General features: G+C 72.9%; 22 protein-coding genes. 14 read left to right on the forward strand and 8 right to left on the reverse strand.

Annotated elements, in window-relative coordinates; genetic code table 11:
• The first annotated feature begins 252 nt into the window (after positions 1-252).
• Together AC4IJH_RS20550 and AC4IJH_RS20555 are read left to right on the forward strand one after the other, a co-directional pair.
• Positions 253-891: a response regulator gene (locus AC4IJH_RS20550; RefSeq protein WP_490853246.1), complete on the forward strand. Its 639-nt coding sequence runs from the start codon at positions 253-255 to the stop codon at positions 889-891.
• 141 nt (positions 892-1,032) lie between these two features.
• Positions 1,033-2,223 carry a PP2C family protein-serine/threonine phosphatase gene (locus tag AC4IJH_RS20555; RefSeq protein ID WP_490853247.1) on the forward strand — a complete coding sequence of 397 codons (1,191 nt, stop codon included), beginning with the start codon at positions 1,033-1,035 and terminating at the stop codon, positions 2,221-2,223.
• Positions 2,224-2,243: 20 nt separating this feature from the next.
• On the opposite strand, the gene AC4IJH_RS20560 is transcribed toward AC4IJH_RS20555, so the two are convergent.
• Entirely contained in the window at positions 2,244-3,104 is an 861-nt protein-coding gene (locus AC4IJH_RS20560; RefSeq protein WP_490853248.1) for a transglutaminase-like and tetratricopeptide repeat-containing protein, read from the reverse strand.
• A gap of 17 nt (positions 3,105-3,121) precedes the next feature.
• Positions 3,122-4,144, reverse strand: coding sequence for a GNAT family N-acetyltransferase (locus AC4IJH_RS20565; protein ID WP_490853249.1), 1,023 nt, complete (start codon positions 4,142-4,144; stop codon positions 3,122-3,124).
• A 139-nt stretch (positions 4,145-4,283) separates the two neighbouring features.
• Between AC4IJH_RS20565 and fdxA the strand changes: the two genes are divergently transcribed.
• Entirely contained in the window at positions 4,284-4,604 is a 321-nt protein-coding gene (fdxA, locus tag AC4IJH_RS20570; RefSeq protein ID WP_016642910.1) for a ferredoxin, read from the forward strand.
• A gap of 89 nt (positions 4,605-4,693) precedes the next feature.
• Entirely contained in the window at positions 4,694-5,830 is a 1,137-nt protein-coding gene (dapC, locus tag AC4IJH_RS20575; RefSeq protein WP_490853250.1) for a succinyldiaminopimelate transaminase, read from the forward strand.
• A gap of 112 nt (positions 5,831-5,942) precedes the next feature.
• On the opposite strand, the gene AC4IJH_RS20580 is transcribed toward dapC, so the two are convergent.
• Both AC4IJH_RS20580 and AC4IJH_RS20585 read right to left on the reverse strand, forming a co-directional pair.
• Positions 5,943-6,449: an ATP-binding protein gene (locus AC4IJH_RS20580; protein WP_490853251.1), complete on the reverse strand. Its 507-nt coding sequence runs from the start codon at positions 6,447-6,449 to the stop codon at positions 5,943-5,945.
• Between the two features lie 313 nt (positions 6,450-6,762).
• Positions 6,763-7,767, reverse strand: coding sequence for a VldE C-terminal domain-containing protein (locus AC4IJH_RS20585; RefSeq protein ID WP_490853252.1), 1,005 nt, complete (start codon positions 7,765-7,767; stop codon positions 6,763-6,765).
• On the opposite strand from AC4IJH_RS20585, the gene dapE reads away from it, so the two are divergent.
• Together dapE and AC4IJH_RS20595 are read left to right on the forward strand one after the other, a co-directional pair.
• Positions 7,766-8,857, forward strand: a complete 1,092-nt coding sequence (dapE, locus tag AC4IJH_RS20590; protein ID WP_490853253.1) for a succinyl-diaminopimelate desuccinylase — start codon at positions 7,766-7,768, stop codon at positions 8,855-8,857. The two genes, AC4IJH_RS20585 and dapE, sit on opposite strands and share 2 nt — an antisense overlap.
• 155 nt (positions 8,858-9,012) lie before the next feature.
• Positions 9,013-9,762, forward strand: coding sequence for an LOG family protein (locus AC4IJH_RS20595; RefSeq protein WP_490853254.1), 750 nt, complete (start codon positions 9,013-9,015; stop codon positions 9,760-9,762).
• 22 nt (positions 9,763-9,784) lie between these two features.
• Here the strand turns inward: AC4IJH_RS20595 and folP are convergent, their stop codons facing one another.
• Complete coding sequence (gene folP, locus AC4IJH_RS20600; RefSeq protein WP_490853255.1) at positions 9,785-10,645, reverse strand: dihydropteroate synthase; 861 nt, start codon at positions 10,643-10,645, stop codon at positions 9,785-9,787.
• 103 nt (positions 10,646-10,748) lie between these two features.
• Between folP and AC4IJH_RS20605 the strand changes: the two genes are divergently transcribed.
• Positions 10,749-11,126, forward strand: coding sequence for a DivIVA domain-containing protein (locus AC4IJH_RS20605; protein WP_490853256.1), 378 nt, complete (start codon positions 10,749-10,751; stop codon positions 11,124-11,126).
• Positions 11,123-11,722: a DNA-3-methyladenine glycosylase I gene (locus AC4IJH_RS20610; protein WP_490853257.1), complete on the forward strand. Its 600-nt coding sequence runs from the start codon at positions 11,123-11,125 to the stop codon at positions 11,720-11,722. Before AC4IJH_RS20605 ends, AC4IJH_RS20610 begins: the two co-directional genes overlap by 4 nt.
• A gap of 23 nt (positions 11,723-11,745) precedes the next feature.
• Here AC4IJH_RS20610 and chcB read toward each other — a convergent pair whose 3' ends face one another.
• Positions 11,746-12,546, reverse strand: coding sequence for a 2-cyclohexenylcarbonyl CoA isomerase (gene chcB / locus AC4IJH_RS20615; RefSeq protein ID WP_490853258.1), 801 nt, complete (start codon positions 12,544-12,546; stop codon positions 11,746-11,748).
• A 326-nt stretch (positions 12,547-12,872) separates the two neighbouring features.
• Between chcB and AC4IJH_RS20620 the strand changes: the two genes are divergently transcribed.
• The gene (locus AC4IJH_RS20620; RefSeq protein ID WP_086831452.1) at positions 12,873-13,040 is read left to right on the forward strand and encodes a DUF3117 domain-containing protein; all 168 of its coding nucleotides are present in this window, start codon (positions 12,873-12,875) and stop codon (positions 13,038-13,040) included.
• Positions 13,041-13,181: 141 nt separating this feature from the next.
• On the opposite strand, the gene AC4IJH_RS20625 is transcribed toward AC4IJH_RS20620, so the two are convergent.
• Positions 13,182-13,865, reverse strand: coding sequence for an O-methyltransferase (locus AC4IJH_RS20625; protein ID WP_490853259.1), 684 nt, complete (start codon positions 13,863-13,865; stop codon positions 13,182-13,184).
• Between the two features lie 166 nt (positions 13,866-14,031).
• On the opposite strand from AC4IJH_RS20625, the gene sigE reads away from it, so the two are divergent.
• The 5 genes from sigE to AC4IJH_RS20650 all read left to right on the forward strand — a co-directional run bounded on the left by sigE (position 14,032) and on the right by AC4IJH_RS20650 (position 19,426).
• Positions 14,032-14,811 (forward strand): RNA polymerase sigma factor SigE, encoded by a 780-nt coding sequence (sigE, locus tag AC4IJH_RS20630; RefSeq protein WP_490853260.1) that lies wholly within the window; start codon positions 14,032-14,034, stop codon positions 14,809-14,811.
• Positions 14,808-15,704, forward strand: a complete 897-nt coding sequence (locus AC4IJH_RS20635; protein WP_490853261.1) for a zf-HC2 domain-containing protein — start codon at positions 14,808-14,810, stop codon at positions 15,702-15,704. Before sigE ends, AC4IJH_RS20635 begins: the two co-directional genes overlap by 4 nt.
• 368 nt (positions 15,705-16,072) lie before the next feature.
• On the forward strand, positions 16,073-18,094 hold the full coding sequence (locus AC4IJH_RS20640; RefSeq protein ID WP_490853262.1) for a S1C family serine protease: 2,022 nt from the start codon (positions 16,073-16,075) through the stop codon (positions 18,092-18,094).
• A 106-nt stretch (positions 18,095-18,200) separates the two neighbouring features.
• A complete protein-coding gene (locus tag AC4IJH_RS20645; RefSeq protein ID WP_490853263.1) occupies positions 18,201-18,662 on the forward strand; it encodes a sec-independent translocase in 462 nt (153 codons plus the stop codon).
• A 116-nt stretch (positions 18,663-18,778) separates the two neighbouring features.
• Positions 18,779-19,426 carry a hypothetical protein gene (locus AC4IJH_RS20650; RefSeq protein WP_490853264.1) on the forward strand — a complete coding sequence of 216 codons (648 nt, stop codon included), beginning with the start codon at positions 18,779-18,781 and terminating at the stop codon, positions 19,424-19,426.
• A gap of 83 nt (positions 19,427-19,509) precedes the next feature.
• Here the strand turns inward: AC4IJH_RS20650 and AC4IJH_RS20655 are convergent, their stop codons facing one another.
• On the reverse strand, positions 19,510-20,643 hold the full coding sequence (locus tag AC4IJH_RS20655) for an Mrp/NBP35 family ATP-binding protein (RefSeq protein ID WP_490853265.1): 1,134 nt from the start codon (positions 20,641-20,643) through the stop codon (positions 19,510-19,512).
• Between the last annotated feature and the right edge of the window lie 57 nt (positions 20,644-20,700).

Raw genomic sequence — 20,700 nt, forward strand, 5'->3', positions numbered from 1 at the left:
AGCCCCTCCACAACGAGACCCGCTCAGCCCCTCCATGGCGAAACCCGATCAGCCCCTCCACAACGAGACCCGCTCAGCCCCTCCACTGCGAGGCTTGCTCAGCCCCTCCACCCCGTCACTGCGAGACCCGCGCCCGAAGGCCCCGCCCGTTCTCACCCTGGACGGTCCCGTCGGCAGGCCCCCGGCCCGGCAGCGCGGCGCCCCGTTCGGCCAGGTGGGGGACGGGCCCGGGGGCTGTCTAGGGTGGGCGTCATGAGTGACGCGAGCGGGGAGCGGCCCGTGCGGTGTGTAAGGGTTCTGCTCGCCGAGGACCAGTCGATGGTGCGCGAGGCGCTGGCCGCGCTGCTGGGTCTGGAGCCGGATCTCGAAGTGGTCGCGCAGGCCGCGCGGGGCGACGAGGTAGTGGAGGCGGCCCGGACCCACGAGGTGGACGTGGCCCTGCTGGACATCGAGATGCCGGGGATGAGCGGGCTGGACGCCGCCGCCCGCCTGCACGCCGAGTTTCCCGCGCTGAAGATCGTGATCCTGACCACCTTCGGGCGCCCCGGCTATCTGCGCCGGGCGATGGAGGCCGGTGCCGACGCCTTCCTGGTCAAGGACGCCCCCGCGGCGCAGCTGGCCGATGCCGTACGGCGCGTACTGCGCGGGGAGCGGGTCATCGACCCGGTGCTGGGCGCCGCCGCGCTGGCCGACGGGGCGAGCCCGCTGACCGAGCGCGAGCGGGATGTGCTGCACGCGGCGGCCGACGGCTCCACCAACGCCGAGATCGCCGGCCGCCTGAACCTCTCCCACGGCACGGTCCGCAACTACCTCTCCCTCGCCATCCAGAAGACCGGCGCCCGCAACCGAGCCGAGGCGGTCCGCACCGCGCGGGAAAAGGGCTGGATGTAGCAGGGGAAGCGGCGGGCCCTGTGCGGGAGGGGAGGCGGCAAGCCTCCCGCGGCGCCTGGTGTACAGGGTCCGCCGACCGGTGTGGCGAGGACCTTCGTCTCTGGATCGGGCACCGCTGCCTCCCTCAGGCTGGAAGGCGTTATGCCTGCCACCCCTCCCTCGGCCCAGCGTCACAGAGCAGGCGGCCCGGTGGCCGCCGTGCTGCTGATCCTGGCTGTCGTCGCCGTCACGATCGTGGACGCCGGTACCGGTCCCGAGCTGCACTTCGCGCTCTTCACCGGCATCGCTCCGCTGTTCGCCGCGCTGCGCTGCTCCTACCACTGGACCGTGGCCGTCGCGTCCGCCTACACCGGCTGCCTCACCTACATCCACTGGAACACCGTTCCCTCCTGGTCCCTGGCCAGCAAGGTGGTCGGGATCTTCGGCGCGGTGCTGGTCGCCGTCTTCGCGGTGGTCCTGTGCCGTACGCGCCTGGAGCGGGAGGCCCTGCTGGCCCGTACGAGCCTGGTCGCCGACGCCGTCCAGCGGGCGATGCTCAGCGAGCTGCCGCTGCGGGCCGGACCGCTGCGGGCGGACGGCTTCTACGTCTCCGCGCAGGAGGGCGCCCGCGTCGGCGGTGACATCTACGAGGCCGCACAGACCCCGTACGGGCTGCGGTTCATGATCGGCGATGTGCAGGGCAAGGGCATGCCCGCGATCGGCGCGGGCCACGAGGTGCTGGCCTCCTTCCGCGAGGCGGCCCACCACCAGGAGACGCTGGAGTCCGTCGCCGAACGCATGGAAGCGGCCCTGACCCGCTACAACACCCGCTCCGCCGAGCGCGGCACCCAGGAGCGCTTCGTGACCGCGCTGCTGATGGAGGCCGGCGGGTCCGGCCGCGTACGGGTGCTGTCCTGCGGCCATATCCCCTTCCACGTCATCCGGGACGGCGAGGTCGTGGAGCAGTCGGCGGGGGAGGCCGGGCTGCCGCTGGGGCTGGGCGCGCTGACCGGTGAGCCGCGCCGCGGCGAGCTGTTCGAGGCCGCGGTGGGCGACCGGATCGTGCTGTGCACGGACGGTGTGACCGAGGCGCGCGGCGCCGACGGCGAGTTCTACCCGCTGCGCGAACGCCTCGCCGGCTGGACCCACCTGGCCCCCGCCGACCTGGCCGCGACCCTGCGCACCGACCTGGAGCACTTCACCGGCGGCCGCCTCAAGGACGACGCCACGGCCCTGGTCGTCCGCGGCCTCACCGAGACGGCCACCACCGTCCCGGCTGCGACCCGTGAGCGGCGCGACCAGCTGCCCGACCAGCCCCCGCCGGACCGCGGTTCCCTCACCGCGCTTTCCTGACCGCCCTCCCGGCGAAGCCCTCAGTTCAGCATCGCCCGCGCCGCCCCCGCCTGGCGGCGTACCGATTCGGCAGCAGCGGCGTCGACCGGCTCCAGCACGCGTGCGTACTCCTCCAGTTCGGCCGCGCCGCGCAGGAAGTCACCCCGCTGTACGAGGAGTTGGGCATGCTCGTGGCGCAGCCTGGCCGGGTGGCTGGGCAGCAGGAGGGACAGCTCCACCGCCCACAGCTGGACGTCGCTGCGCTCGGGGCGGGCCGCCGCCCAGGCACGGATGTTGTTCAGGATGCGCAGCACTATCTCCAGCGGGTCGGCGGGCGCCAGCATCTGCTCGGTCAGCGGCGCCCCGGTGGCCCCCGCGACCAGCACCGCCGCGTCCTCGTCCGTCAGCAGCCGCCCGCCCCCGAAGGGATCGGCCAGTACGTGCTGCCCGTACGGGTCGCCGAAGCCCACGACGAAGTGCCCCGGCAGCGCGACCCCGTACACCGGAGCGCCCGCCCGCCGGGCCACCTCCGTCCACACCACCGACAGCAGGATCGGCAGCCCGCGGCGGCGCCGCAGCACCTCGTGCAGCAGCGAGGACTCCAGCCGCCGGTAGTCGGCGGGCGCACCGCAGAAGCCGCAGCGCGCGCCGAGGAGTTCGGCGACGTTACGGGCCCAGGCGCGCGGGCCGCCCGCGGGCCGGTAGGGGAGCAGGCCGGCCAGCCGGTCCAGTTCGATCTGCGCCGCGTCGATGCCCGCCGCGTCCAGCGCCGGGTCGGCCTCGGCGGCCAGCAGCAGGCACAGCAGCGCGAGATCGGGCCGCTCCTCCCGCGCGGCCCGGGCGAACTCCCGCCGCCTGGTGCCGGGATCGTGGTCCGGGTTCGGATCAGGGTCCGGATGCATACGAGGGTCGTACCCGTTCAGCGCGCGCCTCCCTGTGGGCCGCGGCGGTAGTGATAGCCGTGGTGGTCGGTGAACCCGAGGCGGTCGTACAGCGCCCGGGCCGCCTCGTTGTCCGCCTCGACCTGGAGGTACGCGGCCGAGGCCCCTTCCTGCAGGGCGCGTTCGGCGAGCGCCGCCATGACCGTGGTGGCCAGCCCCCGGCGCCGGTGGGCCGGGGCGACCTCCACGGCCGCGAACCCCGCCCACCTGCCGTCGACCACGCACCGCCCGATCGCCGCGGGCGCCCCGCCGGGTCCTTCGTCGCCCGCGACGGCGGCGAACCGCACCGAGGGCCCGCCGGTCAGCACCTTCACCACCTCGTCGCAGGGGCCTGCGTCCGCGCGGTGGTACGCCCCGAGCCAGGCCGCGTCCGGCTCCCGGGACAGCGTCACCCGTGAGGTGTCCGCGCCGAGGTCGGCCAGCGGCGCCAGTGCCGCGATCCGTACGACGGTGGGGGCCTCGGCCGTCCAGCCGCGCCGCTCCAGCTCCGCCGCCTGCATCTCGTCGGTGTCCGCGCCGCCGGTGGTCACCACGACGTACGGCGGAAGGCCGCGTTCCGCATACCACTGGGTGACCCGCTCCAGCGCCGCGTCCAGCGGGACGCCCGGATCGCCCAGCGGCAGCGCGGAGTTGGCCCTCCGGGAGAACCCGCCGGCGGCCCGCAGCGTCCACCCGCCCAGCCGCTCGGTCTCGGTCGCCGGCCAGCCGCGCGCGGCCACTTCCGTCAGTTCGCGGGTGCTCGTCGCCGGGCCCCTGCGCCGGGCCGGAGCGGCCGGTACCACCTTGCCCGCGACCAGCGAGGACTCCTCGATCCTGACGGATTCGCCGTCGCGCCGTGTGATGCTCAGCACACCGTCGCCCCAAGCGGTGAGGACACCCACCGTGTCGGTGAACTTCCCGCCCGCCTCGCCACTCCCGCTCACGCGCCGGACAGATACCCTTTTGCCCAGGTCAGAAGGGGTGATTCGGACCTCCAGAAGTCCGCCGGAAGTGAATTCCACCGCTCAACCCGCCCCTCTTGTTCGTCTCGTGCCCGGGAACGGAGATACTAGGTGCGGGCATCGACGACGCCGCGCTCCCGCGCGCCCCGCGGCGGAACTGCCAATCGGTCCGCCAGCCCTATCGAGGAGGAACGACAGCGTGACCTACGTCATCGCGCAGCCTTGTGTCGACGTCAAGGACAAGGCATGCATCGAGGAGTGCCCCGTCGACTGCATCTACGAGGGCTCCCGGTCCTTGTACATCCACCCGGACGAATGCGTCGACTGCGGTGCCTGTGAGCCGGTCTGCCCGGTCGAGGCGATCTTCTACGAGGACGACACCCCGGAGGAGTGGAAGGACTACTACAAGGCGAACGTCGAGTTCTTCGACGAACTCGGCTCGCCCGGTGGTGCCTCCAAGCTCGGCCTGATCGAGCGCGACCACTCCTTCATCGCGGCGCTGCCGCCGCAGAACCAGTAAGCGCAACGCCCTGCGCCGCCCCGGTCCCGTACGGCTGTGCCGCTGTACGGGACCGCGGCGTTCCCGCCCGTACGAGAAAGTGACGCACCGTGCCCGCAGCCCCCGCCCGAGCGCTCTCCGCACGCCTTCCCGTCTTCCCCTGGGACAAGCTGGAGCCCTACAAGAAGACCGCCGCAGCCCATGTGGACGGCATCGTCGACCTCTCCGTCGGCACGCCCGTCGACCCGGTACCCGAGCTGATCCAGAAGGCACTTGGCGCGGCGAGCGACAGCCCGGGCTATCCGACGGTGTGGGGCACCGCGGAGCTGCGTGACGCGCTCACCGGCTGGGCCGGGCGCAGGCTGGGCGCCGAGGGACTGGCACACACCAACGTGCTGCCGGTCGTCGGCTCCAAGGAGCTGGTGGCCTGGCTGCCGACCCAACTCGGCCTGGGCGCGGGCGACAAGGTCGCCTACCCGCGGCTGGCCTACCCCACCTACGAGGTCGGCGCGCGGCTGGCGGGCGCCGAACCCGTCGTCTACGACCCGGAGATCTTCGCGGACGGCGCGGCGGACATCGCGCTGGACCCCGAGGGGCTGAAGCTCCTGTGGCTCAACTCCCCCTCCAACCCCACCGGTCGCGTCATGAGCGCCGGCGAACTGCGCCGCGCGGTGGCCTGGGCGCGCGAGCACGGCGTGCTGCTGGTCAGCGACGAGTGCTACCTCGAACTGGGCTGGGAGGCCGAGCCGGTCTCCGTCCTGCACCCGGACATCAGCGGTGGCTCCTACGAGGGCATCGTCGCCGTCCACTCGCTGTCCAAGCGCTCCAACCTGGCCGGCTACCGCGCCGCCTTCCTGGCCGGTGACGCCGCCGTCCTCGGCGAGCTGCTGCTCATCCGCAAGCACGGCGGAATGATGGTCTCCGCTCCCGTCCAGGCCGCCACCGTCGCGGCGCTCGGCGACAGCGAGCACGTCACCGAGCAGCGCGAGCGCTACGCCCGCCGCCGCGCCCAGCTGCGCGACGCCTTCGAGGGCGCCGGTTTCCGCATCGAGCACAGCGAGGCCTCGCTGTACCTGTGGGCCACCCGCGACGAGCCGTGCTGGCAGACCGTCGGCGCGCTGGCCGAGCGCGGAATCCTGGTGGCGCCGGGCGAGTTCTACGGCCCGGCGGGGGAGCGGTTCGTACGGATCGCCTTCACCGCCACCGACGAGCGGGTGGCCGAGGCCGCCCGCCGCCTCGCCCCGTAAGGGGACACGAACAGCCGAAGGGGCCCGGGGCGACACCCCGGGCCCCTTCGTGCGGGAGAGATCCCGCAGGCCCCTGCGCGCGGGACAGGTCCGCGCGCCTCTCCTCAGATCCTCAGAGCAGACCCTTGACCGGCAGCTGGTCGGTGGAGGGCAGCCCCTTGGTGGGCAGGCTGTCGGTGGACGGCAGGCCCTTGGTGGGCAGCGAGCCCGTGCCCGGCAGGCCACCGGTGGGCAGCCCGCCGACGGGCAGACCGCCCTCGGTGGCGGCCTTGGCGGTCTCGCCGAGGATGTCCGCCGCGCTGCCCGCGGCCTCGGTGGCGGTCTGCTTCGCGGCCGGGGCGGCCTTCTTGACCGCGGCACCGCCGGTCTTGCCCGCGGTCGGAACGGCCTTCTTCACAGCCTTGCTGCCGGCGTCGCCCGCCAGGCCGGTGGCCTTCTGCGCGGCTCCGTCGACGGTGTCTCCGATGCTCCCAGGGTCCACAGCGGTCAGTCCGCCCAGGTCGGGGGTCTTGGGCAGGTCCACGGCGCTCGCGGAACCGGCCGCACCGACCATGGGAGCTGCGCCCGCTGCGACCAGCAGCGCGGCTCGGGCGATCCGACGCGTAAGGGGGAGGGACATGGTGCTCCTTTGACGGAGAGGGACTTCTACTTCTGACAGGCGTTCTGTCTGCCGGGCCGACGACCGGGCGGACGCAGTGACTACCGCGTCAGGCCGGGGAAGGTTGCGGTGGGCCTAGGTAAAGAGTTGGTAACGCGCGGCGGGTCGCGGCACGGATAAAGACGGGCAAAATTCGCCGCCGCCGACGGCCCGCCAAAACGTCACATCCCTGTGCCCGTAAGGGAATTGAGGGATCGTGGCCGATCGGGCGCGGGGAACGCCCGGACCGGGGACGGCGCGGCGGGCCGCTACCCCGATAGGGGGAACGGGCGGACTACTGCGCGGTGATGATCCGAACGTCGGCCCCGGACCCCTGGGCCGCAGAGCCGTCCGCTGTGCGCCAGCCCTTCTGGGAGTCGGCGGCGGACCATACCCTGCCGCCGTAGGAGATCTGCTCGATCCGCAGCTCGCCCGCGTGCGCCAGCGCCCAGGTGGCCAGCTCCCAGCCGCGGCGTGCCCCGCCGCCCTGGCCCTCGGACCCCTGCACCGGCACGGTCAGCTCCCGGCCGCCGCCCTGCCCCGAGCCGCCGGAGCCCTGCCCGGCCCGTGCCGTACGCGGCAGCACATCGGGCCCGAACTCGCGCACCAGCTTCTCGCGCACCGCGCCCGCCCCGCCGGCCTTGCCGTCCCCCCGGCCCTGGACCGGGCGGCTCTGCGTGCACGACATCGCCGCCGCGTCCCGTCCGGTGAGCGCGCCGGTCAGCAGCGTGGCGTTGGCCTCGTGCTTGGCGTACGCCTGCGGATAGCCGCTGCGCTGCACCTTCTGCGCGGCGACCGTCAGCGGCAGCCGGGAGTAGCCGCGCACCTTGACCAGGTGGGTGTAGAACTCCCCGGCGGAGTACACCGGGTCCATGATCTGCCGCACCGTGCCCCAGTCCTGGGACGGGCGCTGCTGGAAGAGGCCGACGCTGTCGCGGTCGCCGTAGTCGATGTTGCGCAGCCCGGACTCCTGCATCGCGGTGGCGAGCGCGATGGTCACCGCCCGCTCGGGCAGGCCGCGCGAGGACCCCACCGCCGCGATCGTCGCGGCGTTGCCCGCCTGCTCGGGGGTCAGCTCGTACGTCCTGCCGCCGCCCTCGGCCCCTACGGTGCAGCGCGGGGCGCCGGGACCGCCGGTCACGTACTGCACCACGAGGTAGACCACCAGAGCGACCAGCACGGCGAAGGCCGCGGCAAGACGCACGAGGCGTTTGCGACGACCGGGACGGACGGGGCTGCTGGTGGGCTGAGCGGACACGCAGCCCACCGTACTGGAGGCGGCCGATAGGGTCGGATCCATGGACCGCCCCACGCAGCCCCCCGCCCTGGACCTGTCCCTCGACGCGGCACAGCTCACCGCGCAGCTCGTCGACATCCCCTCCGTGAGCCTGGACGAGAAGGTCCTCGCCGACGCCGTGGAGAGCGCGCTGCGGGAGCTGGGACACCTGACCGTGGAGCGGGACGGCAACAGCGTGGTGGCGCGCACGGACCTCGGGCGGGCCGAGCGGGTCGTCCTGGCCGGCCACCTGGACACCGTGCCGATCGCCGGCAACCTCCCCTCCCGCCTGGACGAGGACGGCGTCCTGTGGGGCTGCGGCACCACCGACATGAAGTCCGGCGTCGCCGTCCAGCTGCGCATCGCCGCCACCGTGCCCGCGCCCAACCGCGACCTGACCTTCGTCTTCTACGACGCCGAGGAGATCGCCGCCGAGCACAACGGCCTCAAGCGGCTCGCGGAGAACCACCCCGAGTGGCTGGCCGGCGACTTCGCCGTACTCCTGGAGCCCTCCGACAACGAGGTCGAGGGCGGCTGCCAGGGCACCCTGCGCGTCCTGCTGCGCACCGCGGGCGAGCGGGCCCACTCGGCGCGCAGCTGGATGGGCTCCAACGCCATCCACACCGCGGCGCCCATCCTTGAGCGCCTGGCCGCCTACGAGCCGCGCCGGGCGCTCATCGACGGCCTCGAATACCGCGAGGGCCTGAACGCCGTCCGCATCGAGGGCGGCGTCGCGGGCAATGTGATCCCCGACGCGTGCACGGTCACGGTCAACTTCCGGTACGCGCCCGACCGCAGCCAGGAAGAGGCGCTGGCCCACGTCCGCGAGGTCTTCGAGGGCTGCCCGATCGCCGAGTTCGTCGTCGACGACCACTCGCCCGGCGCCCTGCCCGGCCTGTCCCACCCCGCGGCCCGGGCCTTCATCGAGGCGGTCGGCGGGCGCCCGATGCCCAAGTTCGGCTGGACGGACGTCTCCCGCTTCAGCGCGCTGGGCGTACCCGCCGTCAACTACGGCCCCGGGGACGCGCTGCTGGCGCACAAGACGGACGAGCGGGTCCCGGTCGAGAAGATCCTGCGCAGCGAGGAGCGGCTGCGCTCCTGGCTCACGGGCTGAGGGCACGGCCCTGCCGCCTCCGTCAGGGCCCGGCATCCGTACGGAGTTGCGCACTGACGCCCGTCTTACGGCCCGACGCCCGGATTTTCTCCTCCCGTAACGTCCGCCGATCTACGCTGGCCGGACAACATCCGCCGACGGAGGGAGCACGGACAATGGGCAGCCCTGAGGAAGAGCGGGCCGTGGAGGAGCAGCACCTGGGCCCGGTGGTGCGCCGCCGCGGCCAGGTGCAGCCGGGCACCACCGACCAGCGCCTGCTGGACACCGAGGGCGACTCCGAGTGGGTGCACACCGATCCGTGGCGGGTCATGCGCATCCAGTCGGAGTTCGTCGAGGGGTTCGGCGCGCTGGCCGAACTCCCCAGCGCCATCAGCGTCTTCGGCTCCGCGCGCACCCCCGCCGGATCGCCGGAGTACGAGACCGGCGTCAAGCTCGGCCGGGCCCTGGTGGACGCCGGGTTCGCGGTGATCACCGGCGGCGGCCCCGGCGCCATGGAAGCGGCCAACAAGGGCGCCTGCGAAGGCAAGGGCGTCTCGGTGGGCCTGGGCATCGAGCTGCCCTTCGAGCAGGGCATGAACGCCTACGTCGACATCGGCGTCAACTTCCGCTACTTCTTCGTCCGCAAGACCATGTTCGTGAAGTACGCGCAGGGCTTCGTGGTCCTGCCGGGCGGCCTGGGCACCCTGGACGAGCTGTTCGAGGCGCTCACCCTCGTCCAGACCCGCAAAGTCACCCGCTTCCCGATCGTGCTGTTCGGCTCGGCGTACTGGGGCGGCCTGGTGGACTGGCTGCGCGACACCGTCATCGCGCAGGGCAAGGCCTCCGAGCGGGACCTGCTGCTCTTCCACGTCACCGACGACGTGGACGAGGCGGTCGCCCTGGTCTCCAAGGAGACCGGCAAGTAGCGCGGCCCGTCCTCCCGCGCGCTCAGGCAAGTCCCCGGCGGGCCACCGCCGGGGGCTGGCGGCCCGCGATGGAGGCCACCATGTCCAGCACCTGCCGGGTCTCGGCGACCTCGTGGACCCGGTAGACCTGCGCGCCCAGCCACGCCGAGACCGCCGTCGTCGCCAGGGTACCCAGCACCCGCTCCTTGACCGGCCGGTCCAGCGTCTCCCCGACGAAGTCCTTGTTGGACAGCGACACCAGCACCGGCCAGCCGGTGTCGGCCATCTCCCCGAGCCGGCGGGTGGCCTCCAGGCTGTGCCGGGTGTTCTTCCCGAAGTCGTGCCCCGGGTCGATCATGATCGCGTCGCGCCGTACGCCCAACTCCACGGCCCGCTCGGCCAGTCCGAGCGTCACCCGCAGGATGTCGGCCATCACGTCCTCGTACGTCACGCGGTGCGGACGGGTCCGCGGCTCGGCGCCGCCCGCGTGCGTGCACACCAGCCCCACGTCGTAACGGGCCGCCACCTCGGCCAGCTTGGGGTCCACCCCGCCCCACGCGTCGTTGAGCAGGTCCGCGCCCGCCTCGCACACGGCCTCGCCGACCTCGTGCCGCCAGGTGTCGACGCTGATCACCACGTCCGGGAACCGCTTGCGCACCTCCGCCACGAAGCCGACCGTGCGCCGCGCCTCCTCCTCGGCGCTCACCTCCTCGCCGGGGCCCGCCTTGACCCCGCCGATGTCGATGATGGCGGCGCCCTGCGACACCGCTTGCTCCACTCGGGCCAGCGCCGGCTCGTCGTGGAAAGTGGCCCCCTGGTCGTAGAAGGAGTCCGGAGTCCTGTTCACGATCGCCATGATCACCGGCTCGTGCGCATCGAACTCGCGATTCCCCAGCCGCAGCATTCCCTGGTTCCTCTTTCCTGTGGTCCCCGTGGTCCGGCAGCGACCCTAACTGTCACACCCGCATGGCACGATCAGTGCAGACGCTTAGCCTCGGGAGTTGGTCGTGTTCTGGTTCTTGCTGATCGCGTTGGTCGTGGTGGTGGCCGCGGTCACCCTCGCCGTGGTCGGCGGCGGTGACAGCGCCGGGCTGCGCGAGGCCCCCGCGGACCGTCTGCACGACCCACTGCCCGCCGACCGGCCGGTGGCCCGCGGCGATGTCGACACCCTGCGCCTGCCGCTGTCCGTACGCGGCTACCGCATGGAGGAGGTCGACGACGTCCTGGACCGGCTCGGCGCCGAACTGGCCGAGCGGGACGCGCGGATCGCCGAACTGGAAGTGGCCCTGGCCGGCGCGCACGCCGCGGCCATGGGGGCGCCCGGGCTGGTCAAGGACGAGCGGCGGGCGGCCGAGGGCGGCGCCGAGGGCGAGGGACGGGCATGAAGGGCGTGGTCAGCGAGCCGGACGGGCTGCCGCGCTGCCCCTGGGGCATGGAGTCGGAAAACATGGCCGACTACCGCGCTTACCACGACACCGAATGGGGCCTGCCGGTCCACGGCGACGACGCGCTGTTCGAGCGGATGTGTCTGGAGGCCTTCCAGTCGGGCCTGTCCTGGATCACGATCCTGCGCCGCCGCGAGGGCTTCCGCGCCGCCTTCGCAGACTTCAAGATCGCGTCCGTGGCCCGCTTCACCGACGCCGACGTCCAGCGGCTGCTCGCCGACCCCGGCATCATCCGCAACCGCGCCAAGATCCTGGCGGCCGTCGGCAACGCACGCGTCGCCGCCGAGATGCCGCCCGGCGCGCTGGACGAACTGATCTGGTCCTACGCCCCCGAGCGCTCCGGACGCCCCGTACCGCAGACCTCCGCCGACGTCCCGCCCTCCACCGCGGAGTCCACCGCGCTGGCCAAGGACCTCAAGAAGCGCGGCTTCCGCTTCGTCGGCCCCACCACCGCCTACGCCCTCATGCAGGCCTGCGGCCTGGTCAACGACCACCTGGCAGGCTGCCACGCCCGCCCGGCCGCCGAGCGCCGCTGAGGCGCCCGCCGGGGGCACGCCGGTCAGTGGCCGACGAAGCGCGGCGGCGTCTTGGACAGGAAGGCCTGGACGGCGATGGTGTGGTCCTCGGAGGCACCGGCCCGCGTCTGGAGCTCGTCCTCCTTGGCGAGGGTCTCCTCAAGAGTGTGGCCCGCCCCGTAGGCCAGGGATTCCTTGATCGCGGCGTAAGCGCCGGTCGGGCCCTCGGCCAGGCGGCGGGCGAGTGCCGCGGCCTCCTCGGCCAGCTCGTCGGCGGGCACGACCTTGTTGGCCAGCCCCAGTTCGTACGCCTCCTGGGCACTGACGTTGCGCGGGAAGAGCAGCAGGTCCGCCGCGCGGCCGTGGCCGATGAGGCGGGGGAGGGTCCAGGACATTCCTGAGTCGGCCGTCAGCGCGACGCCCGCGAAGGAGGTGTTGAACGAGGCGCTGTCGGCGACGACCCGGTAGTCGGCGGCCAGCGCGAAGCCGGCGCCGGCCCCCGCCGCGACCCCGTTGACCCCGGCGACCACCGGCTTCGGCATGGTGGCGAGCGCCGTGACGATGGGGTTGTAGTGCTCGCGCACGGTGCTCATCGTGCGCCCCTCGCCGCTCTCGCGGTCCGCCGCCAGCAGCGCGACATGCTCCTTGAGGTCCTGGCCGACGCAGAAGGCGCGGCCGGTGGCGGTCAGCAGGACGGCCCGTACGGAGGTGTCCGCCGCCGCCTCCCGCAGGGTGTCGCGCAGCGCCACCTTGGTGCCGGTGTCCATGGCGTTCATGGCGTCGGGCCGGTTCAGCGTGATCGTCGCCAGTCCGTCGGTCACTTCGTAGAGCACGGTGTCGGCCATGTGAGGGTCCCCTCCGTCGCGGCTCGGGCTGCGCTGCGGCGCGCAGCTCAGCGCACAGGATGCCGGAGATCAGCGCAGTTCAGCAGTGGCCGACATGTGACGTACATCAAAGATTGGGGGTGGCGTACGCATCGCGCAGTGGCGCAGTATCGCAGCCCACTCCCCGAATTGGGTGGTTTTGCGAGAGCGCGTTGCCGAAGGGATGCTCCCTGATGTTGGTCATCGGGTCGTGCGATGCGGGATAATGGCTTGGAAGCAATGTGTTCGATGCCGGTGACACCTGGGTTGTCGGCTGCGATGAGCTGGTTTCAGGAAGGGGAACGAGCATGGCGGCCATGAAGCCGCGGACGGGCGACGGCCCGCTCGAGGTGACCAAGGAGGGGCGGGGCATCGTCATGCGCGTTCCGCTCGAAGGCGGCGGGCGACTCGTCGTCGAGCTGACACCGCAGGAGGCCGAGGAACTCGGCGAGGCCCTCAAGAAGGTTGTCGGCTGAGCCAACGGCCCTTATTGACTTGTCACGGCCCCGGCGGGCGGTGCGTACACGATACGTGCCGTGCTCCGGGGCCGTGCCGTTGCCCGGCTCCGGCCGTTGGACACGGCGGGCGGGCCCGGACATCGGCACGCCCCGCGGCCCTCAGCCGCGCTTGACCGCGCACAGCAGGCCGTCGCCGACCGGCAGCAAGGAGGGCACCAGTACGCTGCTCTCCCTTATGGCGCGCAGCAGCTCGCGCAACCGCAGAACTTCCGTGGGCTGGACCGCGGAGTCGACGGTGCGGCCGTCCGCGAAGACGCCCTCGAAGCAGACCAGGCCGCCGGGCCGCAGCAGCCGCAACGATTCAGCGAGATAGTCCAGGCACTCCATGCGGTCGCCGTCACAGAAGACCAGGTCGTAGCCGCCGTCGGCGAGGCGCGGCAGGACGTCCAGGGCGCGCCCCGGGATGCAGCGGGCGCGGTTGCCCGCGAAGCCGGCGGCACGGAAGGCCTGCTTGGCGAACTGCTGGCGCTCCGGTTCCAGGTCGACGGTGGTCAGTACGCCGTCGGGGCGCATCCCGTGCAGCAGGAAGATCCCGGACACGCCCGTGCCCGTACCGATCTCGGCGACCGCCTTGGCGTCCGCGGTCGCGGCGAGCAGGCGCAGGGCGGAGCCGGTGCCGGTCGACACCGAGCGGATGCCTGCCTCGCGGGCGCGGTCACGGGACCAGCGCAGGGCGGCATCGGCCTCGTCGTCGATGGTCCCGGCGCCGTACGCCTCGGCGAATGCCAAGCTCGTCTGCCGGTTGCCGGTAATGGCCCTCTCCTGTCCCCGTAGTTGACGCAACCGTGACTGTATCCGCTGCGTGCGGGAACCCGCAGATGGGACCGGGCGTTAGGAGAGGGTGACGGGGGAGTGCGAGGGGGACGCGCTGGTGAAGACCGAGCAGGAAAAGATGCCGGACCAAATCCAGGTCAAAACTGCTTATCCGGAGCTAACGGGCGAGGTGGATATGGTAGGGGCTCTACTGGACACCACCAGAGCCACCAGGGGAGGTGCGGCTGCGGCGGGTGACCGAGGAGTGCTCCGGCGCTTCCGCAGGTCGGCCGTCGAGCCGAAATCCGTGACACACACCGCTGACCGTGCCCGCTTTGCCGACTCCGCACCTACCGCGACCTTCGCCGCAGACGCGGATGCGCAGGCGTGGACCCCTCCCTCCTGGGAGGAGATCGTCAGCACGCACAGTGCACGGGTCTACCGCCTCGCCTACCGCCTCACCGGCAATCAGCACGACGCCGAGGACCTCACCCAGGAGGTGTTCGTCCGCGTCTTCCGCTCGCTGTCGACGTACACCCCCGGCACCTTCGAGGGCTGGCTGCACCGCATCACGACCAATCTGTTCCTGGACATGGTCCGCCGCCGTCAGCGCATCCGCTTCGACGCTCTGGGTGACGACGCCGCCGAGCGGCTCCCCAGCCGCGAGCCCTCCCCGCAGCAGCACTTCAACGACACCCACTTCGACGCCGACGTGCAGCAGGCGCTGGACACCCTCGCGCCCGAGTTCCGCGCCGCCGTCGTGCTCTGCGACATCGAGGGGCTGTCCTACGAGGAGATCGCCGCCACCCTCGGCGTGAAGCTCGGCACGGTCCGCAGCCGTATCCACCGCGGCCGGTCCCACCTGCGCAAGGCGCTCAAGCACCGCGCCCCCTCGGCGCGCGGCGAGGAGCGGGAGCAGCGTGCGCTGGCTTCGGTGGCCGGTCCGGTGACGACCGGGGAGGTAGGGATCGCGTGAGCGGTACAGGCGGTCCGTCCCCCGCCGAGCAACATCTCGGCGACCGCCTCGCGGCTCTGGTCGACGGGGAGTTGGGGCATGACGCGCGCGAGCGGGTGCTCGCGCATCTCGCTACGTGCTGGAAATGCAAGGCGGAGGCCGACGCCCAGCGTCAGGTCAAGAGCGTCTTCGCCGAGACCGCGCCCCCCGGCCCGTCCGAGGGGCTGCTCGCGCGTCTGCAGGGCCTGCCGGGAGGTGATCCGGACGGCCCGGGAAGTCCGCTGGGCACCGGGAGTTTCGGCCGCCGTGACTTCGGCGCGGGCGGCGGGGCGTTCGGCTACGTCCCCACCGGTGCCCATGCCATGGCCGGGGTGCCGCCGCAGCCGCGCAGCCGTGGCTTTCGTATCCATGAGAGCGAGCAGCGGCCCGCGCCGCGACGGCGCTTCGCCTTCGCCGCGGCCGGTGCCGTCTCGCTGGCCGCGATCGCGCTCGGCGGCGCGCTCCCGCTGGAGGCGGCCGTCGACTCCCCCGGTCCCCGCGGTGACGGCGCCGGGGTCGCCAACAGCCCGCTGCGGCCGACGCCCATGGCGGGCCGGGGGCCGCATTTCGGCCATGCCGGACCGCAGGGCGGTGGCGCCCAGGAGTACGGCGCGCGGGGCGCGCAGGAGGGGCCGGTGCCGCTGAGCGGCGTCGTCACTCCTGCTCCCAGCGCCATGGGGCTGTACGCACCCATCTCCGCGCTGCCGCCGCGCGGCTCCGGGGCACCGCTGCTGCCCAGCGGCGAGATCCGGCTGAGCCCGCTGCCGGGCGCGGAGGGCCGCGCGACCACGGACCGCATGGTTCCGGTCGCCGCATCCTCCCCCTCGGCACCGCTGCGCACGGCAGGCCCCCCACTGCCTCCTCCGGAGCCCTAGAGGGTCGTGCCGGTCAGCGTGGGGCCGCACCTTCCCCGAGCCCTCGGCTGCGCGCGAGCAGGGGAGGCCCCGCGGCCTGATCCACGCTGATCGGCTGCCCCTTCGTTCCACCTACAGGTCGGTGGGGGCTGGTCGCGCGGTTCCCCGCGCCCCTTATGGGGCGCGCCCAGTGCGGCAGGCTCCGCGGTGTCCGGTGTCGCCGGTGACCGGCCCGGCCACCGGGCTCGTCGCCTCCTGCGCTGACCGGCCCCTGCGCAGGCGCGCGCGGACCTGGTTGAATCGCTATTGGGCCGCGCGCTCCCGACAGGGGTGCGGGTCCACAGGCGGCGGCGGGCCGCACGAGGCCGCGGGCGGAAACTGGGGAGAGCATGGACGAGGGGAAGGCCGCCGGGCCGAAGTCGAAGTGGTGGAACCGTCCGGGCCGCCCTCCGGCCCCGTCGGATCCCCCACCCACCGAGCCGGGCGCTGCCCCCGAGACCGCACCGGGCGCCGCCTTCGACGCCGCCCCGGGCCCTGCTGCGGAGGCGTCCGCCCCGGCCACCGAGCCGGGCGCTGCCCCCGAGACCGCACCGGGCACGGCCTCTGACGCCGTCCCCGAGCGGCCCGCGTCGTCGAGCGCCGTCCCCGAGCGGCCCGCGTCGTCGAGCGCCGTCCCCGAGCGGCCCGCGCCGTCCGCCGACGTCCCGACCACCCTCCTGAAGGCGTCCCCGCTGCCCGAGTCCGGCGCTCCCGCTGTCGAGGCCCCCGCCGCTCCCCGGCCGGGCGGCGAGGCGGCTCCTGTGGACGCGCCCCGTCCGCTGCACCCTCAGGACCCGTACGGCACACCTCCGTACGGTGATCCCGGGCCGTGGGCCCCTGCCCCGCCCGTGCAGCGCCCGACGGCCACGCCTGCCCAGGGGACGCACCTTCCGCACGCCCCACAGCCCCCGCACGCCCCACAGACCCCGTACGCCCCCGCACCGCCCGCTCCGCCGACGGGCGGTTTCCCCGCGGCGCCTGCGTCGCCGCCGCAGGCCGGTGCGTTCCCGGCGCGGCAGGCCGGGCACGAGCCGCTGGACGCGGGCCGGATGCCGGGGTTCCAGGGCGCCGATCCGCGCTCGGCCGCGCCCGCCGGCGCGTCCGCTGCTCCCGGCATGCCCGGTGCCCCCGGCGCCGTAGGCCCCGCCGTGCCGTCGCCCGGCGGTCCGCCGCAGGCGGCGCCCGCAGCGGCCTGCGGGGAGCAGTGGCGGCAGTACGACCCGTGGAACGCGCCGCTGCAGGGCGGCGCGCCGCCGGTGCAGGAGCGCAGGCGGCGCGGGCCGCTGGTGATCGGCGCGGTGGCGCTGGCGCTGCTCGCGGGCGGCATCGGCGGTGGCGTGGGCGCGTACATCGAGCGCAGCGGCGGGATGGGCGACATCCGGCTGCCGCAGGCCTCGGGGGACCAGGTCAGCCGCAGCCCCGACAGCGTGGCCGGGATCGCGCAGGCCGCGCTGCCCGGGGTGGTCACCCTGCATGTGCGGGGCAACTCCGAGCAGGGGACGGGCACCGGCTTCGTACTGAACTCCCAGGGCCACATCCTCACCAACAACCACGTGGTCGAGCCCGCCGGGCCGGGCGGCGAGATATCCGTGACGTTCAGCGGGGGCCAGACCGCCAAGGCCAAGGTGATCGGCAAGGACGGCGGCTACGACCTGGCCGTGGTCAAGGTCGAGGGCGTCTCCGGGCTGCGCCCGCTCGCCCTCGGCAACTCCGACGCGGTCCGCGTGGGCGACCCGGTCGTGGCGATCGGCGCCCCCTACGACCTCGCCAACACCGTTACCGCCGGCATCATCAGCGCCAAGCAGCGGCCCATCACCGCGGGCGGCCGCAAGGGCGACGGCAGCGACATCTCCTACGTGGACGCGCTGCAGACGGACGCGCCCATCAACCCGGGCAACTCCGGGGGCCCGCTGGTGGACTCCAAGGCGCGGGTGATCGGCATCAACAGCGCGATCCGCGCGGCCGACACCGGCTCCGGCCCCGAGGGCGGCCAGGGCGGCAGCATCGGCCTGGGCTTCGCGATCCCGATCAACCAGGGCAAGCGGGTCGCCGAGGAGCTGATCAACACCGGCCGGGCCACCCACCCGGTGATCGGCGTCACGCTGGAGATGGAGTACGACGGCGACGGTGCGCGGGTCAGCACCAAGAGCAAGGACGGCGCCTCGTCGGTCGCTCCGGGCGGACCGGGCGCCAAGGCCGGCATCAAACCGGGTGATGTCATCACAAAGGTGGATGGTCAACCGGTCCACAGCGGCGAGGAGTTGATCGTCAAGATCCGCAGTCACCGCCCGGGTGACGCACTGACGCTGACCGTCCGCCGCGACGGCGGTGAGCGCTCCGTACGGCTCACTCTCGGGTCCGCCGGCGGATGATCGTTTGCACGGTGTTGGTACGGGTGACTCCCGTACGACGCAGGGGGCCAGGTACCGTGATAGGCGGCCTGGCCCGTAGGCCGTAGACATCCCAAGGAGCTGCAAGGTGTTCTTCGACATAGGACCCCTAGAGCTGGTAGCGCTCGTGATCCTTGGGGTGCTCGTTTTCGGTCCGGACAAGCTGCCCAAGGTCATTCAGGACGTGATGGGCTTCGTCCGGAAGGTCCGGGAGTTCTCCGACAACGCCAAGCACGACATCCGCGAGGAGCTGGGCCCGGAGTTCAAGGACTTCGAGTTCGAGGACCTCAAGCCCAAGAACTTCGTGCGCAAGCACGTCCTGGAGAAGGAGGAGTACGGCCTCCAGGACATCCGCGACGGCTTCAGCCTCAAGGGCGAGATGGCCGACGTCAAGGACGCCGTCAACGGCTCCGAGGCCGCTGGTCCGGGTTCACCGGGCTCCGGCCCGAGCCTGGTCAAGGACTCCTCCGCGGGGCAGCCCGACATGTTCACCAAGCGCGAGAAGCTCCAGCCGGGCGAGCGTCCGCCCTTCGATGCCGACGCCACCTGATCCCTCGTATGCCCAACTGTGTTGACCCGTATGGCTATGCTCCCCGTGTCCGGGGTGAGGTCGCCTGAGGGGGGCGGGCCGCCCACGACGCAGGGCAACAAGGAGGCTCCGCGCAGATGGAGACGACGAGCCGGGTAGGCGCGCAGGTGGTGCCCGCCGACACCGGGCGGAAGGTCGACGGCTATCTGATGGCCGCTTTCCCGTGGTACGGCCTGGACGAGGCCTTCACGGGCCCCCGCTGGCTGATGCAGGTCGGCGCGGCGGCGGACGGCACGGTCGAGCACGGCTCGACGGGGCACGGCGAGGAGCCCACCATAAAGGTGGAGACCGTGCCCGACACCGAGCGCTTCGCGGTCGTCGTCACGGTCGCCAGCCGCCCCGTACGGCGCAGCGCCGACGGCACCGGAGTCCTGGAGGCCACCTCGGTCTCCACGGCCGCCTGGCTGGCCGGTTCCGGGCTGCTCTCGCGCACCTGGCCCTCCCAGATGGACCGGGCGCTGCGGCAGGACTGGCTGGACCAGCAGACGATGATCGCCTGGGAGCTGGCCGACGACCTCGACGGCGAGGGCTGGAACGAGCTGACGCTGCCGGTGGACGGGGTGCCCACCCGCTTCCACTACCGCGAGTCGGAGTACGGCTGGGTGCTGGCCGGATCGGCGAGCGAGGGCCCCGACGGGGTGCACATCGGCGCGTACGGGCGCGGCATGAGCGCGTACGGCCTGGGCTTCTCGGTGGTCAAGGACATCACCGTCTACACGGACTGAGCGCACGGCGCCCCGGGAGGCGATACGGGTGGGGGGGGGCGGGCCGCAGCGGCCCGCCCCCACCCGTATCCGCACCCGGCGGCTCAGAACTTGTTGCGCGGGGTGATGCCCAGCGACATGCCCGACAGGCCGCGCTGGCGGCCGCCCAGCTTCCCGGCGATCGCGCGGATCGCGGAGCCGGCGGGGGAGGTGGGGTCGGAGAGCACGACCGGCCTGCCGTCGTCGCCGCCCTCGCGCAGCCGTACGTCGATGGGGATCGAGCCGAGCACCGGCACCTGGGTGCCGGTGGTCTTCGTCAGGCCCTCGGCTACCCGCTCGCCGCCGCCGCTGCCGAAGACGTCGACCATCTCGTCGCAGTGCGGGCAGGGCAGCCCGGCCATGTTCTCGACCACGCCGACGATCTTCTGGTGGGTCTGTACGGCGATGGACCCGGCCCGCTCGGCGACCTCGGCCGCGGCCTGCTGAGGCGTCGTCACCACCAGGATCTCGGCGTTGGGGACCAGCTGGGCCACCGAGATGGCGATGTCGCCGGTGCCCGGCGGCAGGTCCAGCAGCAGCACGTCCAGGTCGCCCCAGTACACGTCCGCCAGGAACTGCTGGAGGGCGCGGTGCAGCATCGGGCCGCGCCAGACGACCGGGGCGTTGCCCGGGGTGAACATCCCGATGGAGATGACCTTCACGCCGTTCGCCGACGGCGGCATGATCATGTTCTCGACCTGGGTGGGGCGGCCCTCGGCGCCCAGCATGCGCGGCACGCTGTGCCCGTAGATGTCGGCGTCCACGACGCCCACCTTCAGGCCGTCGGCGGCCATCGCGGCCGCGAGGTTGACCGTCACCGAGGACTTGCCGACGCCGCCCTTGCCGGAGGCGACGGCGTAGACGCGGGTGAGCGAGCCGGGCTGGGCGAAGGGCACCTCGCGCTCGGTCTGGCCGCCGCGCAGCGAGGACGCCAGCTCCTTGCGCTGCTCGTCGCTCATCACGTCCAGCTCGACGGTCACACTGGTGACGCCCTCGACGCGCTCGACGGCCTCGCGGACGTTCGTGGTGATGGTCTCGCGCATCGGGCAGCCGGCGACCGTGAGGTAGACCGCGACAGATACCGCCCCGTCCGCACCGATCTCCACCGATTTGACCATGCCCAGCTCGGTGATCGGCCGGTGGATCTCGGGGTCGTTCACTGTCGCCAGTGCTTCACGCACCGCGTCTTCGGTAGCCATACAGGCATAGTACGACCGCACGAAGCGCGACCTATAGGGGCGGTGGTCGGGCGGTAC

The sequence above is a fragment of the Streptomyces sp. UF-297 genome (assembly GCF_058245575.1).

Excerpts from the sequence above, each read along its gene's own strand:
- AC4IJH_RS20555 (WP_490853247.1), top strand. The coding sequence starts at position 1,033 with ATGCCTGCCACCCCTCCCTCGGCCCAGCGTCACAGAGCAGGCGGCCCG.
- AC4IJH_RS20650 (WP_490853264.1), top strand. The coding sequence starts at position 18,779 with ATGGAGACGACGAGCCGGGTAGGCGCGCAGGTGGTGCCCGCCGACACC.
- folP (WP_490853255.1), bottom strand. The coding sequence starts at position 10,645 with ATGCTGCGGCTGGGGAATCGCGAGTTCGATGCGCACGAGCCGGTGATC.
- AC4IJH_RS20610 (WP_490853257.1), top strand. The coding sequence starts at position 11,123 with ATGAAGGGCGTGGTCAGCGAGCCGGACGGGCTGCCGCGCTGCCCCTGG.
- sigE (WP_490853260.1), top strand. The coding sequence starts at position 14,032 with ATGGTAGGGGCTCTACTGGACACCACCAGAGCCACCAGGGGAGGTGCG.
- AC4IJH_RS20580 (WP_490853251.1), bottom strand. The coding sequence starts at position 6,449 with ATGTCCCTCCCCCTTACGCGTCGGATCGCCCGAGCCGCGCTGCTGGTC.
- AC4IJH_RS20640 (WP_490853262.1), top strand. The coding sequence starts at position 16,073 with ATGGACGAGGGGAAGGCCGCCGGGCCGAAGTCGAAGTGGTGGAACCGT.
- AC4IJH_RS20620 (WP_086831452.1), top strand. The coding sequence starts at position 12,873 with ATGGCGGCCATGAAGCCGCGGACGGGCGACGGCCCGCTCGAGGTGACC.
- dapE (WP_490853253.1), top strand. The coding sequence starts at position 7,766 with ATGGACCGCCCCACGCAGCCCCCCGCCCTGGACCTGTCCCTCGACGCG.
- AC4IJH_RS20560 (WP_490853248.1), bottom strand. The coding sequence starts at position 3,104 with ATGCATCCGGACCCTGATCCGAACCCGGACCACGATCCCGGCACCAGG.
- chcB (WP_490853258.1), bottom strand. The coding sequence starts at position 12,546 with ATGGCCGACACCGTGCTCTACGAAGTGACCGACGGACTGGCGACGATC.
- AC4IJH_RS20655 (WP_490853265.1), bottom strand. The coding sequence starts at position 20,643 with ATGGCTACCGAAGACGCGGTGCGTGAAGCACTGGCGACAGTGAACGAC.
- AC4IJH_RS20595 (WP_490853254.1), top strand. The coding sequence starts at position 9,013 with ATGGGCAGCCCTGAGGAAGAGCGGGCCGTGGAGGAGCAGCACCTGGGC.
- AC4IJH_RS20585 (WP_490853252.1), bottom strand. The coding sequence starts at position 7,767 with ATGGATCCGACCCTATCGGCCGCCTCCAGTACGGTGGGCTGCGTGTCC.
- AC4IJH_RS20550 (WP_490853246.1), top strand. The coding sequence starts at position 253 with ATGAGTGACGCGAGCGGGGAGCGGCCCGTGCGGTGTGTAAGGGTTCTG.